The organism is Hymenobacter fodinae (assembly GCF_004745825.1).
GTDB classification, from domain to species: domain Bacteria; phylum Bacteroidota; class Bacteroidia; order Cytophagales; family Hymenobacteraceae; genus Hymenobacter; species Hymenobacter fodinae.
Genome location: NZ_SRLA01000008.1, coordinates 99,213 through 115,559, shown reverse-complemented (window position 1 = coordinate 115,559; position 16,347 = coordinate 99,213). Strand labels below are relative to the sequence as shown.

Sequence of the window (16,347 nt, the reverse complement as noted above, 5' to 3'; positions counted from 1 at the left end):
AGCAAGAAATTACTACCGGCTAAGCTGCACGGCTGCCGTATCGTCGAGGCCGTAGTTGCCCGTAAGCAGAATCCGGTCCTGGGGACTGAACCGGGGGCGGCTGATTTCCACCCGGCCGTCCTGCTCGGGGCCGCGCACCACCGGCACTTTCACGGCGGTAGAGTCATCAAGCAGGCGCATCACCCAGAACTGGGTCTGGGTTTCATCGGTGAGCACGGCCTCACGGGGCAGGGTGGGCACCGGCCGGGGAGCCGTGCGGTCCAGCTCCACCTGCACGGCCAGGTTTTCGGGTAGTTCCGGCACCGCTCCGCCGGTGGGCCGCACGGTGTAGCGCTGGGTTTGCAGGGTGGGGTCGGCCGTGGCCAGCACTTCGGCCACCTGACCCGCCAGCACCCGGCCGTCGGGCAGCAGGATGCGGCAGCGCTGGCCGGGGCGTACGTAGCGCAGCTGCGTCGCCGGCACATCCAGCACAAAGCCAAAGCGGCTTTTGTCGTACACCACGCCTAGCTGCTCGCCGTCCTGCACGTAGTCGCCGGCCAGCTTGTCCACGGTCGCCAGCACGCCGGCGCGCGTGGTTTTCACAGCCAGAATCCCGGAAAAGCGCAGACGCGGGTCGCCGGTGAGCTGATCCAGATGCAGCACCCGCGCCTCCTTGGTTTGCACCCGAAACACGGTTTGGCCCGCGCTGACGGCCTGACCGGGCACGGGTGAAGGTGATAATACGTAGCCTGTGGCCGTGGCTCGGAGTACATCCTTAGCCGGGTAGGTGGAAATCGCGCTTAGGCGCAGCACGTCGGTGAGGGTATCGGTGCGGACGGCCCCTACTGTTACCAGCGCGCGGGGGGCACTAGTGGTTCCGGCAACGGCTCCTGGTGTTCCGTCGCCGGAATGACAGGCAGTCAGCAGCAGAGGGGCTCCGATAGCCAGAAGAAAACGCAGGGAGTATACAGGCATATAAAAACGGGCTATTGCTCAGCTAGAAAGTCGAGGGCGTACAGGCTGCGCAACCGGTCCGTTTCCGCCTGAGACAAACTGAACTGGAGCGTGCGGTAGCTGGTCACGACGTTGAGGTAATCGAGAATGACCACGTCGCCCGTGGCCAGCTGCTGGCGCGTGGCTCCCACCAGCGTCTGGGCAATGCGCAGCTGCTCGCGAATGCGCACCAGCAGCGCATCGGCGGCCCGAATCTGTCCTTCCAGCTGCTCGTACTGCTGGCGGCGCTGCACCGTGATGAATTGCCGGTAGCCCCGCCGGCTTTGCTCGCTCAGGGCGATGCGCTGGTATTGCAGCTGGCGCTGGTGGCCATCGTAAACCGGAATGGAAAGCAGCAGCCCGCCACTGGCTCCGAAGCTATGGCTCAGCGCCCGCGGCAGATAAGAGGTGGACTGCAAACCGGCATCCGCCACCACGCTCACCCGCGGCAAGTAGTAAGTATCCACGGCCCGCCGGTCGAACAGATTCCGGAGGCTATCCAGCGTGTACTGGCGCTGAGCGGGAGCCAACAGCCCGGCCAGGGGCCGGCGGGTAGGTGGGGTCGGTATTTCCAGCGCGACTAGGGCCGTGTCGGCTACTCCGGCTAACGCCCGCAACGTACCCAGCTCGCGGCGATACGCCAGGCGATTCTGATCCACCGTTACTTCCTGCGTGCGCACCGACAAATAAAAGCTTAGGTACTGCGTTTGCTTGAATATGCCAGCTTCCACCAGCTGGCGCAGCTGGCGGTCCTGCTGGCGCAACTGGGTGAGCAGGCCCCGGGCAAAGTCTAGCTGCAATTGGGCGGCATAGGCCGTCAGAAACTGGTCCGTAACCGTGCGGCGCAAATCCAGGGCGCTTAGTTGCCGGTTGTTGCGCAGCACCTGTCCCTGGTTGCCCAGAATACGATAATCGTTGGCTAGCAATGCCCGGTTGAAGACCGGTTTGCTCACTTGGCCCACAACCGCGTAGTTGCCGCCGTTGGTGATGGCCTGGTCGTAGCCCAGCACGGCCTCGCCCTGGCGGTTGCGGATGCTGGGGTACAGCACCGCGGCCCCGGTACCGTTTATCAGAATGCCATTCTGGGCCTTGCGGCGCAGGCTGTCGAGGCGGTTCTGGCTGACTTGGTTGGCCAGCTCAATCAGTTGGGGGCTGTTCTGCTGTGCCACAGCCACGAAATCAGCTAGTCGGCGCGGACTGGTGGGTAAATTATGTGGGGCAGCGAGTAGCGAGGTAAGCGCGGGCCTGCTTGCACTAGAACGCTGCGCCCGGCTGGCTCCTGCAGATAGCAGCACCGCCACCAGTATACACAGGCAGCAGAAAAGCGGGCAATGAGGTGAGCGGGTAGGCAAAAGCACAGGAATTGAGTGAGGCAGCAAAACACACACTCAATTCTGGAGGAAAATTGGAGCACCTTATACCCATTACGCTACCTTGCTCTACATGCACTGCTTGGTAAGAAGGCGCCGGTCACAAAACTGGAGAAGCGAACCAGTAGTGGCTCGGTTTTTCAAAACAATATGCAGAGCGTCGGAACAAATCCGACGCAGGCAGACCAAACTCACGAAAAGCTATGCTCTAACTGATATTGACCAACTCGTCAATACCGGCTGGAGCCGGAGTGCGCGTTACTGTGCAAGCTTGCCAGACCGCGATGTAAGTGTAATTGTTGAGTTGCCCGTAAGGACAAATGCAAGGCTTAATGGGAAGGATTCAATGCGCACCAGGTAGGTGTCGTAACATTTAATTTTCTGAACCACTGCCTTAACTGCTTGCTTTTGCGACATCAAGCAATTTGGTCAGAGATTTTGGGTGCCGGATCCTGCGTATCCAGTTATGCTCTCGATGGGTAAGGCAACCGCATTGCCATTAAGCAGCACGTAGTAATTTTTTTCCGAGATGTACACCACCTCGACAGGTGCCTGCAGCACAGCTGGGGATGTAATAGCCCCACTTTTTACCAGCTTGTCAAGCGCTTCTGCCTGCAGGTAAAAGCGGGTGAAGTAGGGCCGCCCACCGCCCAACTGCAACGGCATCCAGCGATAGAAGAGCACTCCGTATAACACGCACGCTACTAGGAGAAAAGTAATGCCTGCTATAGCAGCCCACACTGCTCGCTGGAGCGAAGGTTTTTCCCTAATCCGGCGCATCTGCCGAACTATTACTTGGCAGACCACTCCACTGGAGATGAAGTACAGGATGAGTAAGCTTATGCCATATACGCCTACCCATATTATTACAACAGCCACTAGTAGGTAGAACCACGGCAGTCCATGCTTTTTGCCCCAATTAGGAGTGCCTGCAGCCGGTTTAAGCGCCGCAAATAAGAATGTACTGGCTGCAACAAATGCGACGGCTATGATCACTACTTTTATGGGCGCAACCGATTCAGCCGTTGCCGAGAAGCTCCCCGTTATGGTGAACGCAACGCATCCATACCCAAGAGCTCCCAGTACAGCAAACGCAGCATCCACTATAGGTATGGGTACCTGCTCTTGATCGTGCGTGGTATAGTAGGCTATTAGTACGGGAGGTAGCGTAAAGCCTAAGAAGCTGATGCCCGCTTTGATATAGTTAAAGCTCAACCAACTTGCTTCTGTCAGATTGTGAGTCGCTAGGTACATATTCACAATCAGGTAACCGGCCGCGTAGAGGGCGAACAATCCCATGGTTACAAGTGATTCGGACGACACTTCAGATACTTTCATGTAGGGTAAGTAAAAGAGAAAGTTAAACTACCACGTGTGTCAGAGGCTTATCAGCCTTCTTTGATCACTCTCAGTGATCTTACACCGGGCTAACGTACCTATACGAGCTGAATACAATGCTATTGCGGCGTGATAGTTTTACTAATAGCACACGTTTCCGCGCTCCGGGCAACTGGGCAGTCGCTATAATTACTCAGTTTGCTGTCCGGCAGGAAATAAAGGCTATTAAAAGGCTGGACGATCGTTTCCTCTTATCCGATAAGCGTGTATATTTCAACACGTAGATACATGTTTTACCCTTAACCACTACCTATTACCATGGCTATCAAACCCGGCCCTAAGCCTAATAAAGAAGATGGTACTCCGGACAGAAGAAGACGGGTGACGGAAGAAAACAGACCGAAACACCCCGATCTGAAACCGCATAAGCATAAGAAAGGCGACTAGTAGGCCTACCTGCGACTTACAGTAAGTCGCCTTGTCGAGGTCTCAACGCCCCATAACAGAATGCGCTATGGTAAAGCCCCTCGCCCGCTATCCTCAGGAAGTGACGCGAGGGGCTTTCGTTTGCATAGCGCCTCTCCAGCACCGTGCTGGCCGCTCTGTCGTGTTCACTTACCCAGATACACGCCTAGGCTACCTGCACCTGCTGGCAGGCTATAAGCTATCCAACTACCCAGTTTGACGCGAAAGTGCACGCACGGACGCTGGCTCTCCGGCTTGCTTATCGTCCTTCTTACTTAGGTAAACCAGCAGCCCCACGGCTGCAAGAGCGCCTAGTTTGAAAGCTGTTTAAGGTTTCTGGTAGAGCTTCACACTTTTTGGGCTTTGCGAAGGGCCTCCACATAGTGGCGCTCCTCTTTCACGGCATTCAGGCGGGCTTCGTCCTGTTCCCGCTACGCGAGTTCCTTCTCGCGCATCTGCTTCTGAATCTTCCCCTGCACTTTCTCCTGGAATTCCTGCACCACGTAGAGTTCCTGCAGCTTCAGGTTCAGATGGCTGGCCGGCACGGAAGCATCCCGCGCGGTGGTCAGTCTGTTGTTGGCTTCGAACGCTTTGTTAACCCGCGGTTCCACCACGGTCACGTTGTTTTTTGAACCCCTTTCGCTCGTTTCGTGGCGTCGAGAAGGAAATGATCAAGCAGATTATTGGGGTGTGCATTGCCGCCGGGGCCAAAATAAATCCGGACGAGCTGGAGCTGTCCCACTGTACCTACGCCCTGCAGCAGCTGGCCCAGAAGGCCTGAGTGGAGCGCGACGACAATGAAACGCCCGAGGCCATATTTGCCTCGGGCGTTTTTCGTGCCAGTGGTGCTCAGGCACCAGCTGACTACTCGTAGTCGTCGATTTCGATTTCCTCATCCGGTTCCCGGTTGGGGTATAGGTCACCGAGAATGGATTCAATTGTTTCCTCGCCCAGGTCGTCCCCTTCATTGATCTGCCGGAATCGTTCCTCGTTTTCTTCTTTTTCCTGCTGGTCGAGCCATTTGTAGTAGGCTTCCTGGCGTTCAGGGCTCGTGGGTTGCTGCATGGTCAGATGATGGTTAAAAGTTGGTGGAATAAACTTTGTTGTGCATAGATAGCGACTGCAATACTCTAAAAACAAGCATTTTAGCCTCAGAGCGTTTTAGCCGTCTTATTCCCTTTATACTATAAGGAGTGGATATGGTGAATTATCACAAACTTTTTTTCTGGTGTCCAGATCCAAGCAATTTTCTGCCCGCTTATGAGTATGCGCCAACTGCTTACCCATCCTGACCAGCAGTTCCAGCAGTTTAGCAGGCTGAATTTACACGATGCCGCCAAGCCGCAAATATGGGTTGGATTGAATCTGCCGGCAGCCGTCGATGATGTTTTCTACTTGCGCCTCGTATTCGGTGCCAGCAGTAGGCAGGCTCCGGGCCACCCGTGACACTTCAAAAGCCTCATCAATCACGCGCTGTTCCTGAGCCGCGTAGTTGTCGTGCGTCCGGGGGCGTTTGGAGGGCATACCCACTTGCGTTTCCGCAACCTGATTGTAGTAGCGGTGCAGGGCTTTGACTTGTTCAAGTAAGGTGTTGCTCATGGCTGGAATGGAAAAGTTGGTGTCGAAAAAAGACGGCTATTCGCTTTAGACTTCCAAATCAGGAGCAAAAAAAAGAATCGATTGGCCGGGCAAATTGCCTGCTGAAAACGCGTTTCTGGCCTAAAATGTGGTTTGTTATATGTATCTTAAGGATAACGCACGGTATCCACCCACCAACTCGGTTGCTTATAAACGAATAAACCCCGGAGGCTGGGGGCTCCAGGGTTTAAAGAAGTGGGTGCCGTCACACCTACCTTCTAACGCAATGAATACGTAACGGGTCAATACGAATTTTGGGTGCCAGCTTACACCCAGCATATCCTACAAGCAGGGTAAAGAGCAGCGTCTTGTACGAACAGTCAGAGCACTGAGGTAGGGTAGTAGAACCCTATAGTGCGTGTAGTACTTCGTTATGTACGATCGGTTGGATACTCGATTGCCAAACTTAGCGGCTCAATTTGCACCGTGTTATATATGCTATCCGTATCATCCATAATCCACCCCTTCGTTAACGCCTCTTGTAGGTATTGCTGCGCTGGCTGGGGAAGACTTGGGAGTAGACTTTCCAAGGTTTTTATACTGGCCGTATAGCTATCCCGGATCTGAGCTAATCTAGAAATCTCGTTGTGCAACCCAAGGATTTCCAGGCTAGTAATGGCGCGTATCTTGATAAACGCCGCATAGCGCTCAGGATCGGCCCGCAAGGCACTAAAGAGTGCCTGCTCATAGCTATACTCTAGTGGGTCAAGATCTGTCGCAGACGAAGAAGGCATGGTTGGAACCCGCTCGCGCAGGTCCGCCTCAATAACGATTCTAATTTTTCGTACGCTTTCCATGAAGGGGCAGTGGCAAAGTGAAGAAGGTGGATTTTCGGTATGGAAAGCACCGGCAGCAACCTTGATCTATATAAAGTGGAGAGCAACGTCTGCTAATAGGGAAAGAAGGTAGGTATGCCAAGCAATAGCAAGTAAACAACCTGTAGAAACCGGTCACTAAGATAGCTTAATATTTAAATAGGGCAAATTTGCCCTAACATTTCCTGACTTCAGCCGCCTCTTTTGCGGGGTGAAATACCTCCGGGATCAACATGGCCTGCAGCAATTCGGGCTTCGCCTGCGCCACTTGCGGACGGCCAAGGGGTTCACGCAAGAAAGCTTAGCAGCAGCTGCGGAGATAGAATTCAGTCAAATCGGTCGGATTGAGCGGGGTATCATTAACACAAGCTTAAGTACTGTCTTCGTCTTAGCGCGCACTTTGCAGATAGACGTGCGGGAATTATTTGACTTTTCCTCCATTACCTGATTGGTGGCTTACTGCCGCTAAGCTTTGCATTCCTGTTGCAGTTTCTGGCAAGCCCGGCGAACAGCTCACCCTATTTTATGCTACCAAAGAATGAGTGACGAGATAGCAGAGATCTTTGGCCAAGTACTCCAGCAGACACGAAAACAGCTAAGTATGTCCCAGGAAGAGCTGGCCTATGCCAGCAGTTTGAATCGCACCTATATTTCACATTTAGAAAACGGTAAGCAAGCTCCTTCTTTAGTAACGCTATTCAACTTGGCCCAAGCTCTGAACGAGAAGCCATCCACGCTGCTGCGGCGAGTTGAATTACACCTAAGTCAACAGAGTAGTAAGCAGAAGGCAGTGTAGTTACAACTCCATTACAAGCTAAAATTGGTCTGGCTTTCATCCAAGACAAAATTTGGCCAAAAAGCGGCAAAATACCATTTGTAACTTTATCAAGTAGTGTGCATCCATGAGTAAATAGGCTTACTCTTCTTTACATTATATCGCATGTTCTTTTTTGCTCTAAATCAGCCCAAAAACTCTTTTGAGCTATGCTAATCCACCAAAATTATTAAAAAATAATACCCTATCCATAATTTATAAATTGTATTATTAATATACACATACTACTTGATCCGTGTAATCTATCTGAATTCGGTGCAATTAGAAATGATTGCACTTTGAAATGATTATATTGCATTAATACCTTTGCGGTCTGTTCAATACTTCACAAACCGCTTTTTATGGAAGAGTTGTATGCTCGCTTTCCTGCGCTCGCAGGTCACCCCACTGTTGCTTGTTGGCTGCAAATCATTACGAATGAAGGAGTAGTCAAGAACACGGTACTCAAATACGCTCGGGTACTAAGTGACTTCTTACGCCATTGCCAGGAACACCCAGTGGACCACCTGCTTGCAACGCGGGAGCATACTGCGCTTTACCAGAACAACCTGGGCAAAAAGACCTGGCGAAAAGGACATGTCACCCGAACGGGCCTGTCCAAATCCACCATTCGTCAGCACCTGATGATACTTAAGCTGTACTATTCATATTTGGTGGATTCTGGTGAACGAACCACTATCCCGCTTCGCAAAAGCACCAACCCCCACGGCACTCATCCCTATTACAGCTCCGGAGCCCATGAGGCGGAGGAGTGCGAAGCCTGGATACCTAATGCACAGGAGTGGGCAGCGATTACCGCTCGCATGCAACGAACTTCCCTGCGTAACCTGCTTATGCTGAAGCTGGCCTACGATGGAGCATTACGCCGGGAAGAAGTCTGCTCGCTGCAGGTGGGCGACCTGGATCACGCAAACCTGTTGCTAACCGTGCGCAGAGAAACGACTAAGAACAAACTGCAGCGCATCGTGCCCTTCTCCCGGGAAACACAGTTAGTGTACGACGCCTACCTGGCCATTCGGCCGGTCCCGCTCCATCCCCGCGAGCCCCTCTTTGTCTCCGAGTCCCGGCGCAATACCGGCCGGCCCATCACGATTTGGTCCTGGAGCAAGATCGTGCACACCGTAGCGCTACGCAGCGGCTTACCTCAATTGAGAACCCATACCATGCGCCATTTACGCCTTACGCATTTGGCGGAGGCAGGGGTTGACCTCTTGGCGATCGCCAAAATTGCCGGCCACAAGAATCCGCAAACGACGATGCGCTACCTACATCTACGCCCGCCTGAGATAGCCAAAAAAGTAGTTGACGCCCTGCGCTCCCTGGATGATGAACAGGACTCCTCCCTTTGCTAAGGCCAGTATGAGCACTCCCCACCGATTGGAAGTATGGGCCACCCGCCTGGCGGAATTCAATCAAGAGCCCGGCCTGCTGGTCCCCGAAAAGAATGCGTTACTTGAATGCGTTCGGGCGCAGCCCCTGCCGGGCAGTGCACTGCCGCCGGGGCAGGGCACGCGACCCGACCTGGCGCGTTTACTGGAGCCGGTACGCTGCGCCCTGGCCTTTTGCGGTTACGAGGAAGCCAGCGAGCCCAGTGTCCTCGCCTGCCTGGATGTACTGGTAAGCCAGATGCAGCACCGGGGCACATCGCTATGGGCTTGGGATGAAGCAGTTTGGGTAAGCCTGATCGGTAAAACCAAACAAGCGGGCTCGGTAGCGCGCGCGCCCGGCCTGCGGCAGCTGGGCGCCACCCCGGCCCGGGTCCGGGAACACTTAATGTGCTGTGCTTACCTACTTAAAGGCATACCCATCTATTCGCTCGTTGCTCCCGGTCAGCCCGTGACCGTTGCCGCCCGCCAGCTGTTAGACCATGGTGCCTTACAGGCTGCGCTGGCCACCGTCCAGACCGAGCTGCAGCGCGGCGGGTGGACCAATAGCGGTAGCAACCCCGTGCTGGCCGCCTGCCTCAGCCAGGCGCTCCTGTTGGCCCGCAGCCCCCATTTAACCGACCTCGCGCTTCCTGTCCTGCAGCGTGTCCACGATCTGGCGGCGGACTTGCCCTACCTGCGACGCGCCTGCATTCTACTCTCCAAAGCCTTGCACGGGCTGGGCATCCTGACCGAGGCCTTAACTCCCGGTCCTCGCCTCCGAGTCGGGCGCCGAGGCGAGCAGGATTCCATGCCCGAGGCCTGGCGGTCGCTTCTGCAGCGGTGGGCCTCGACGGAGAGCTGCAACGAAAGCGTGCGCAACCAAGTCCTAACGGCCGCGGCCAAAGCTGCCCGGTGGTCGGCTTCTCAGCCCGGCGCACCCACACCCGAGCAGTGGACAGCTCCGATTGCTCTGCAATTCGTAGCGGCCGTGAAAACCATGCGCATGGGCCAGTGGCTGCACCCGGCCCATGCCGGGCGGTATAGCCTTGCTGATCGGGAAATGAAACCGGCTTCCCGCGCCCAGCTGCTGAGCTGCCTGCGCCGCTTTTTTACTGATTGTCAGGAGTGGGGCTGGCTTCCGGTGCAGTTCAGCCCGCAACGCCTGCTGGCCACGCCACGCGCCATCCGGGACGAGTGCAACATCAAGCCCCGCGTCTTGGAACACGATGTTTGGATGAAGTTGCGGGAGGCCAGTGCGACCCTAACGGTTCAGGACCTGGCCTACGCGCCTTTGACCCGCCCGGATGGCAGCACCGGCGAGCGTCGGGCCCATTACCCCTTCGAAATGGTACGCGCCATCGCTGTTATCTGGCTGCTGGCGGGCCTGCGAAGCGACGAGCTCGGACGGCTAGCAGTAGGCTGCGTGCGGTGCCAACCCAGGGTCACCGGCTACGCAGCTTGGTTACCCCAGGATGAGGTGCCCGGGGCCTGTTACCTGCGCGTGCCGAAGCATAAGTCCGGACGAGCCTTTGAAAAACCAGTTCCGCAAGCAGTGGGCGACGCGGTGCTTGCGTGGCAGCACGTGCGGCCGGCCACCCCAGCCCAGCCGGACCCGAAAACCGGGGAACTTACCGACTTTTTGTTTACGCGGCGGGGCGGCACCATCGGGCGCACGTACCTCAATCACCGCTTGATTCCCTTACTCTGCCGCAAGGCGGGCATTCCCACGCATGATGCATACGGCCCGATTACCAGCCACCGGGCTCGCACGACGCTAATTACGAGCCTGTATAACAGCGGCAAAATGAGCCTATTGGATATAATGAAATGGATGAACCATAAGTCGATGCGGACCACGCTGCACTATATCGACGTTCCCGATAAACGGATCATCGACGCCTTCCTGCAAGCCAACGCGCACATCAGCCAGCAGGCAAAAAATGCGACGCCGAAATTTCCAGCCGGGCACGCCGATCCGCCCGCTGCCCCCCTGTCCCGGGCCCGCATCTTGGAGTCGCTAACGACCCTTGAGCAACTGGCCGCCGTTCCCACGCTCTCAGCCGCTGGGCGGCACGCCATTCAGCAAGGCATGCATGCCCTGCAACAACAACTCGCGCAATTACCACCCGACCCGGAAGCATAGGCTCTTCAACTAAACTGCCAGCAGAAGCCTTCTGAACACTAGAAGTGATCTGCTCAATGTACCCAGCGTACGTATAGATGGCCGTGCGCAACGGATATGGTTGAACCCATTCTTTCTGATAGACCGTTTGTATAGTACTGCGTTAGAAGTTTGACTAAAAAAGCCCCGCCGGCCTCAGTCGGCGGGGCTTATTCGTTGACTTTCGGTAGGACAGAGATTGGTTTCCACCTTTTTAGAGCGTGTGGACAGCACGAGCTGCGAAGGAAGGTGGAGAGTCAAGCGTGCGGCGCTGGACCCCGTTGAGCAGAGGTAGGGTGCGCGCCATATAGGGGCCATTTAGATTTTCTGTAAGCTACGCAGACGGCACCTTGTCTATTGGGATAGGTAATTCATCTTACGTTTTTCCCTAGCAAAGTAGCTCCTTGAGTCGGCCACGTTCGAGCTTCAAGTTCACTTAACACGACGGCTAAGTACCCGGCCGTGTGACCTTGTTGGCGCAACATCAGCGTGGCTTTCTTGTAAGGAAAGCTGTCCGCATTTATCAAAGTCATTCCCTCAGCCGCTATAAGCACTTCGGCCTTGATGGCAAACTTGTTGACACTCTCTGATTGGCAGGCGCCCAGCAGTAGCAGCGAAAGCAGGATGGGGTACCCTTTCAGAACCAGGCTATTTCCGGTCACGATTATTTTCCTATGCCTGCCGATGACGGCGCGTTGAGGAGGATGACTTGACAGCGGCAAAGAGGGGCCGTACAGCACGAGCCGTTTCTCTTCGGCGAGAGTAGCAGTTGGGCGGGTGCACTGAGACGCAACGCAACAAGCCGTAGTGGTGGATGAGCTCATCGCGCAGCACTAGAAAAATACTCTGGTAATTGGCTCGGTCTACTCGAGTCCACTCAACGGAAGCTTCTTGTAACAGATCATAAACGCCCGTTTGTGATCTGTTACAAACCCGCTACCTTCACCTACCAGCACGTAAACTACCCCATGAAACACTTTCGCGAGTATTCCGCTGCCATGCAGCAGAACATTGCCCAGCAGGTGCGCACCCAGGCCAAGGAGAGCGGTTCTATTAATCAGTGGGTAAATGCCCTCTACATTCTTAATCCTGAACTGAACGCTTATCCCAACTACCCGGCCCAGGTAGTCGGCGAGGTCGCCCTTCTAGTGCACGACAACAACCAGAAATAACACCTATCCCCAAACACCCCCAGTATGTATGGATCAGGAAACCTTATTTAAGACTATACGCAACCGGGAGGTTGTCCTGTGGGCTGGAGCCGGGTTTTCAAAGTATGCCGGCTACCCCATGGGCGGCGGCTTGGTACGTCACCTGTTTGATACGCTCAGCAAAGCCCAGCAGCAGCAGGCCCGGGAGTATGCCCCCTCGCTGGATGCAGACGGTTATCCTAACATGCCGCTACCTGCTTTTGCCAGTCTGTTCGTCAACCTGTTTAACGGGCGCCTGCACGAGTTGCGCAAAGAGGTAAAGGCCGTATATTCTGCGCGGCCCAAGTCACTAAAGACTCATCAGCAGGTGGCTACCATTCCTTTCTTCGAGCATATCGTTACCACGAACTACGACTCGCTCTTTGAGCAGGCGTACGGCCAGGATAAACTTCACATTGTTACCAACGGTGAGCAGATACCGTATCAGGAACCAAATAAACCTACTCTGTATAAGGTGCATGGCAGCCTGGAGGACTTGAACCGTCTGCTGATCACGGAGGAAGACTACCGGGCATTTTACTCCAAGGCCGACCACCTGCTGTGGGGTGCCATCCAGGCGCTTATGGCGAGTAAAACTCTGCTCTTCGTTGGCTACGGCCTGGAAGACCCGAATGTACTGGTCTTATTTGAGCGCATCCTGGATGCGGTAAAAGGCAATATGCGCGGGGCCTACCTAGTTTCCCCCAATTTGAGTCAGCTCCGCATCGACTGGCTCAAGCGCCACAACGTCACCTACATTCAATCTACCGGGGAACAGTTAATTGCCGACCTGCTGCAGGACCTGAAGGATACTGCGGTACCCGCCTTAAAAAAGGGAGGGATTGAACTGGGGCCAACGACGCAGTTCCTGCGTAATCTCGGGCTTAACCCAACGATTAAGACTAGCGAGAACGGGTATCATATCTCGCAGCTTACTGGAGTACAGGGAGAGGTAGCGGGGCAAGTGACCCTAACCGTTCGCGAGGACGGGCGCGCATCGCTTACTCAATTTCAACAAGGGTTGTCGGGCCTGGCGTATCATATAGGTCCTTCCCAACTGGTTGATTTTGAATGGCGGGTAGGGGGCGTAAACCTGGGCTTGGAAATGGGCTCATTGGTGTTTGTACGCTCCCATACCATTGAGAAAACAGTTGATATTGAGTTTACTGGAGGACTCTGCATCCGCGATGCCACCTTACGCATCTACTCCAGCCCTGAGCAGGTAGACTTTTTGGTGTACAAGGATCTGCACAAGGTTCAGATCCGTGTACCCAAGAAGAACATTCACGCGAAAGGCTTTAAGTACTCGGCTACAGTTTCTCGTCGGCATCGCTATACTGATTCAGTTGATAGTGGCCTGCTACATGCCAGAATTCTACAGTCATTAGGCAGGGGGGAAGGAATCGCTTTGTATGAAGATGGAGAGCGGATCTGGAGCAAGGAGGAAACACCTCGGGGCCTTCCTTTTATCAAACAAGGAGAAAGCTTAGAGAGGAACATGCAGACCCTTCAGGTAGTGGAGAAGGGGTTCAACATCCGATTTCGACGGTTCAAGCTCACAGGCGACGACATAGACACAGCGGCGGAACTGAGCTATATCCTGCAGATGAAAACGCGGGTATCTAAGGCGTTTAAAGGGTACGTCGATGCTGTGGTAGAAGATCCTTCTCAACTCCCTGAATCTCAGGACCAGGATGTTGTTGTCCACCAGCAGCTAGATACGACTTATACGCTGCTGGGCTGGAAGCTCCGCATCGAGTACGAGGCAGCGCATGTGCTAAAGCAGGCACGGTATAAGCGAAGAGGCAAGGACAAGACCGCTTACCGCATTACCAGTGCCACTCGTGAATTACATACGCTGTACGGACCTGAGCAAGCCACTAGCGTCGCGGAAGCAGGCAAGCCCGAACCAATTCAGCGCCTAGATAAGATCGAGATGGAGACTTTACATGGTGACGAATCGGAGTAAGCCATGCGTACCTACATTGCCTACTACCGGGTAAGCACGGCCCGCCAGGGCGCCAGTGGCCTCGGCCTGGAATCACAGCAGTACCTGGTGCAATCCTATGTGCCAGCCGGAGGGCGACTGCTGCAGGAGTTCATCGAGGTAGAGTCCGGCAAGAAGAACAACCGGCCCCAGCTCAAGGCCGCACTGGCGGCTGCTAAGCAGCAAGGCGCCACGTTGCTCATCGCCAAGTTGGATCGCCTGAGCCGCAACGCTGGCTTCATCTTCGCGTTGCGTGATTCCGGAGTCGACTTTCTTGCCTGCGACATGCCCGATGCCAATACGCTCACGGTTGGCATCTTTGCCGTGATAGCCCAGCACGAGCGGGAAACCATCAGCAAGCGCACGAAGGACGCGCTGCAGGCGAAGAAGGCGCGGGGCCAACAGCTAGGCAGCCCCCAGAACCTAACGCAGGAAGCCCGGCTGAAAGGGGCTGCCGCTCGCCGGCAGCAGCGCCAGCGCACGCCGCAGAATCAACAGGCAACCAGCCTCGTGGTTCTGCTACGCGCCCAAGGATTGACGTTTCGTCAAATCGCAGCGCATTTAAACGCAGCCATGTTTCGTACAGCCGCCGGAAAAAAATATGCTGCTATGACGGTTCAGCGGCTCTTTCGTTATTCATCAACAATAGCAACAGGTCAGCCCGGTCCTGTTAGTAACCCACTGTAAAACAGATGAATATTTAATCTGGTGAGCGACTGAGTCTAGTATATTAACTTCCTGAACTTCTTGAGGAATTTTAAGAAGCCTAAGAACACTTGATTCTTTAACTTCTTTGACTTGCTAAACATGTTAGACTTCTTTAAGAAGCTAAACATGTCAGACTTCTTTAACTTCCTCAGGAAGCTTGGCAGGTGACAGAAGTCGAGGAAGTTTTAATTCTTTATTATTGCTGTCAGATCAAGCGTGTGCTGCACCATGAAGATTATTGTATTTGCTAACCACAAGGGGGGAGTCGGAAAGACTACGTCTACGCTTAGCGTGGCTCAAACCTTGGCACGTGACGGCTACCGCGTGCTCTTAATTGATTGCGACGCCCAGCGTAATCTTTCCCTTGCCTTCCGCTTGCCGGCAGGCTATCCGGATCTAGGATTGGTTTTAGAGAAAAAAGCTCAGTTGACCGACGTTGTCCTGGCGATAGAGGAACACTTGCACTTAGTGGCCGCTACCCCGGATCTGGACTATCTAGAAAAAATGGTTGGCCAGCAATTAGGCTACGAGAGTATCCTGCGGAAGGGGTTGGCACCTCTGCAGGACCAGTATGACTACTGTCTGATTGATACCCCGCCTTCATTATCTGCCCTTACGTACATGGCGCTGGTAGCTTGTAACGCGGTATTTATTCCGTGTCAACCGGAATACTTTGGGTACGAAGGGCTCAATAAGCTCATGCAAGCCTGCGAGCGGGTGAAAGACCTCTATAACCCCAATCTGACTATAGGAGGTATTTTCTTTACCAAGTACAGTAGCCGCTACCGTAAAAAGCTTCATCATGACATTGTGGCCCTGATTGACTCCAAGTATTCTGAGGCCAAGCTGCTCATGGAAACCACTATTCGTGAAAACGTTTCGCTGGCGGAAGCTCAGATAAAGAAGCAGAGCATCTACCGGTGGGCGCCCGAGAGCAATGGCGCCACTGATTACGAATCGCTTACCCAAGAAATCATTGCCCGAGTATGAGCAAGCAGAGCAAGAAACCAAATTTTGGGGATGACTTGGATGCCTCGGCGCCATCGCTAACGAATGACGCGCTCCTATACGGGGTAAACCGGAGCATCTTACCGCAGGTAGCCCCAACCCCTGCTGCTTCGTCCGAACCGGAAACTACTGCTTCCACTTCGACGGAAGAAGAATGGTTGAAATTCAGCAGCTTTCTGCGACGCAGCACCTACGTTCGCTTAAAGCAAAGTGAGTACTGGGACCGACTGGTGCTGAAGAAAGCAGTTGATTCAGCACTTTGTGCTTTTCTAGACACGATGGAAGGAGCTGATCGGCCGCTGCCAGAAGACGAACAGTATCGACTGAATGGCAAGAAACTCAAATAGTTACAGTATAAAAAAGCATAAAAAGCGCCGCAAAAATTTTCGCTTATTACTTTTTTTTGCTTTTACCGCGACCGTCTTTTCATGCCTACAAAATCGCCCTAAACAAGCTAGCTGATTACCTATACTATATTAGTAATTACAGGAGC

At 54.2% G+C, this 16,347-nt stretch carries 17 protein-coding genes; 10 read left to right on the top strand and 7 right to left on the bottom strand.

Annotated features, from left to right (window positions below; translation table 11 throughout):
- Positions 1 to 12: 12 nt before the first annotated feature.
- The 4 genes from EU556_RS25465 to EU556_RS25450 all read right to left on the bottom strand — a co-directional run bounded on the left by EU556_RS25465 (position 13) and on the right by EU556_RS25450 (position 4,756).
- A complete protein-coding gene (locus EU556_RS25465; protein ID WP_135437050.1) occupies positions 13 to 954 on the bottom strand; it encodes an efflux RND transporter periplasmic adaptor subunit in 942 nt (313 codons plus the stop codon).
- A gap of 11 nt (positions 955 to 965) precedes the next feature.
- Positions 966 to 2,141: a TolC family protein gene (locus EU556_RS25460; protein ID WP_167855339.1), complete on the bottom strand. Its 1,176-nt coding sequence runs from the start codon at positions 2,139 to 2,141 to the stop codon at positions 966 to 968.
- A 630-nt stretch (positions 2,142 to 2,771) separates the two neighbouring features.
- Positions 2,772 to 3,680 carry a hypothetical protein gene (locus tag EU556_RS25455; protein ID WP_135437048.1) on the bottom strand — a complete coding sequence of 303 codons (909 nt, stop codon included), beginning with the start codon at positions 3,678 to 3,680 and terminating at the stop codon, positions 2,772 to 2,774.
- A gap of 896 nt (positions 3,681 to 4,576) precedes the next feature.
- Positions 4,577 to 4,756, bottom strand: a complete 180-nt coding sequence (locus tag EU556_RS25450) for a hypothetical protein (RefSeq protein ID WP_135437047.1) — start codon at positions 4,754 to 4,756, stop codon at positions 4,577 to 4,579.
- 17 nt (positions 4,757 to 4,773) lie between these two features.
- Between EU556_RS25450 and EU556_RS26235 the strand changes: the two genes are divergently transcribed.
- Positions 4,774 to 4,926, top strand: coding sequence for a hypothetical protein (locus tag EU556_RS26235; RefSeq protein WP_167855718.1), 153 nt, complete (start codon positions 4,774 to 4,776; stop codon positions 4,924 to 4,926).
- Positions 4,927 to 5,009: 83 nt separating this feature from the next.
- On the opposite strand, the gene EU556_RS25445 is transcribed toward EU556_RS26235, so the two are convergent.
- From EU556_RS25445 to EU556_RS25435, 3 genes are all read right to left on the bottom strand, one after another.
- A complete protein-coding gene (locus EU556_RS25445; RefSeq protein ID WP_135437046.1) occupies positions 5,010 to 5,210 on the bottom strand; it encodes a hypothetical protein in 201 nt (66 codons plus the stop codon).
- A 258-nt stretch (positions 5,211 to 5,468) separates the two neighbouring features.
- Entirely contained in the window at positions 5,469 to 5,744 is a 276-nt protein-coding gene (locus EU556_RS25440; RefSeq protein WP_135437045.1) for a hypothetical protein, read from the bottom strand.
- Positions 5,745 to 6,154: 410 nt separating this feature from the next.
- Entirely contained in the window at positions 6,155 to 6,580 is a 426-nt protein-coding gene (locus EU556_RS25435) for a hypothetical protein (protein WP_135437044.1), read from the bottom strand.
- 229 nt (positions 6,581 to 6,809) lie between these two features.
- Here EU556_RS25435 and EU556_RS25430 point away from each other — a divergent pair, with 229 nt between their 5' ends.
- The 9 genes from EU556_RS25430 (at position 6,810) to EU556_RS25390 (ending at position 16,201) form a co-directional block, all read left to right on the top strand.
- Positions 6,810 to 7,046, top strand: a complete 237-nt coding sequence (locus EU556_RS25430; RefSeq protein ID WP_135437043.1) for a helix-turn-helix domain-containing protein — start codon at positions 6,810 to 6,812, stop codon at positions 7,044 to 7,046.
- Between the two features lie 90 nt (positions 7,047 to 7,136).
- Positions 7,137 to 7,394, top strand: coding sequence for a helix-turn-helix domain-containing protein (locus EU556_RS25425; protein WP_135437042.1), 258 nt, complete (start codon positions 7,137 to 7,139; stop codon positions 7,392 to 7,394).
- 380 nt (positions 7,395 to 7,774) lie between these two features.
- The gene (locus tag EU556_RS26605) at positions 7,775 to 8,785 is read left to right on the top strand and encodes a tyrosine-type recombinase/integrase (RefSeq protein WP_135437041.1); all 1,011 of its coding nucleotides are present in this window, start codon (positions 7,775 to 7,777) and stop codon (positions 8,783 to 8,785) included.
- A gap of 7 nt (positions 8,786 to 8,792) precedes the next feature.
- Positions 8,793 to 10,943 carry a tyrosine-type recombinase/integrase gene (locus tag EU556_RS25415; RefSeq protein WP_167855717.1) on the top strand — a complete coding sequence of 717 codons (2,151 nt, stop codon included), beginning with the start codon at positions 8,793 to 8,795 and terminating at the stop codon, positions 10,941 to 10,943.
- 986 nt (positions 10,944 to 11,929) lie between these two features.
- Complete coding sequence (locus tag EU556_RS25410) at positions 11,930 to 12,133, top strand: hypothetical protein (protein WP_135437039.1); 204 nt, start codon at positions 11,930 to 11,932, stop codon at positions 12,131 to 12,133.
- Positions 12,134 to 12,161: 28 nt separating this feature from the next.
- Entirely contained in the window at positions 12,162 to 14,120 is a 1,959-nt protein-coding gene (locus EU556_RS25405) for an SIR2 family NAD-dependent protein deacylase (protein ID WP_135437038.1), read from the top strand.
- 3 nt (positions 14,121 to 14,123) lie between these two features.
- Positions 14,124 to 14,825 carry a recombinase family protein gene (locus EU556_RS25400; protein WP_044019207.1) on the top strand — a complete coding sequence of 234 codons (702 nt, stop codon included), beginning with the start codon at positions 14,124 to 14,126 and terminating at the stop codon, positions 14,823 to 14,825.
- Positions 14,826 to 15,074: 249 nt separating this feature from the next.
- A complete protein-coding gene (locus tag EU556_RS25395; protein WP_044019208.1) occupies positions 15,075 to 15,836 on the top strand; it encodes a ParA family protein in 762 nt (253 codons plus the stop codon).
- Positions 15,833 to 16,201 (top strand): hypothetical protein, encoded by a 369-nt coding sequence (locus EU556_RS25390; RefSeq protein ID WP_125433395.1) that lies wholly within the window; start codon positions 15,833 to 15,835, stop codon positions 16,199 to 16,201. Before EU556_RS25395 ends, EU556_RS25390 begins: the two co-directional genes overlap by 4 nt.
- Positions 16,202 to 16,347 lie beyond the last annotated feature (146 nt).

Coding starts and splice junctions, on each gene's coding strand:
- EU556_RS25465 (WP_135437050.1), bottom strand. CDS start 954: ATGCCTGTATACTCCCTGCGTTTTCTTCTGGCTATCGGAGCCCCTCTG.
- EU556_RS25445 (WP_135437046.1), bottom strand. CDS start 5,210: ATGCAGCAACCCACGAGCCCTGAACGCCAGGAAGCCTACTACAAATGG.
- EU556_RS25440 (WP_135437045.1), bottom strand. CDS start 5,744: ATGAGCAACACCTTACTTGAACAAGTCAAAGCCCTGCACCGCTACTAC.
- EU556_RS25400 (WP_044019207.1), top strand. CDS start 14,124: ATGCGTACCTACATTGCCTACTACCGGGTAAGCACGGCCCGCCAGGGC.
- EU556_RS25410 (WP_135437039.1), top strand. CDS start 11,930: ATGAAACACTTTCGCGAGTATTCCGCTGCCATGCAGCAGAACATTGCC.
- EU556_RS26605 (WP_135437041.1), top strand. CDS start 7,775: ATGGAAGAGTTGTATGCTCGCTTTCCTGCGCTCGCAGGTCACCCCACT.
- EU556_RS25425 (WP_135437042.1), top strand. CDS start 7,137: ATGAGTGACGAGATAGCAGAGATCTTTGGCCAAGTACTCCAGCAGACA.
- EU556_RS25435 (WP_135437044.1), bottom strand. CDS start 6,580: ATGGAAAGCGTACGAAAAATTAGAATCGTTATTGAGGCGGACCTGCGC.
- EU556_RS25455 (WP_135437048.1), bottom strand. CDS start 3,680: ATGAAAGTATCTGAAGTGTCGTCCGAATCACTTGTAACCATGGGATTG.
- EU556_RS25405 (WP_135437038.1), top strand. CDS start 12,162: ATGGATCAGGAAACCTTATTTAAGACTATACGCAACCGGGAGGTTGTC.
- EU556_RS25390 (WP_125433395.1), top strand. CDS start 15,833: ATGAGCAAGCAGAGCAAGAAACCAAATTTTGGGGATGACTTGGATGCC.
- EU556_RS25415 (WP_167855717.1), top strand. CDS start 8,793: ATGAGCACTCCCCACCGATTGGAAGTATGGGCCACCCGCCTGGCGGAA.
- EU556_RS25395 (WP_044019208.1), top strand. CDS start 15,075: ATGAAGATTATTGTATTTGCTAACCACAAGGGGGGAGTCGGAAAGACT.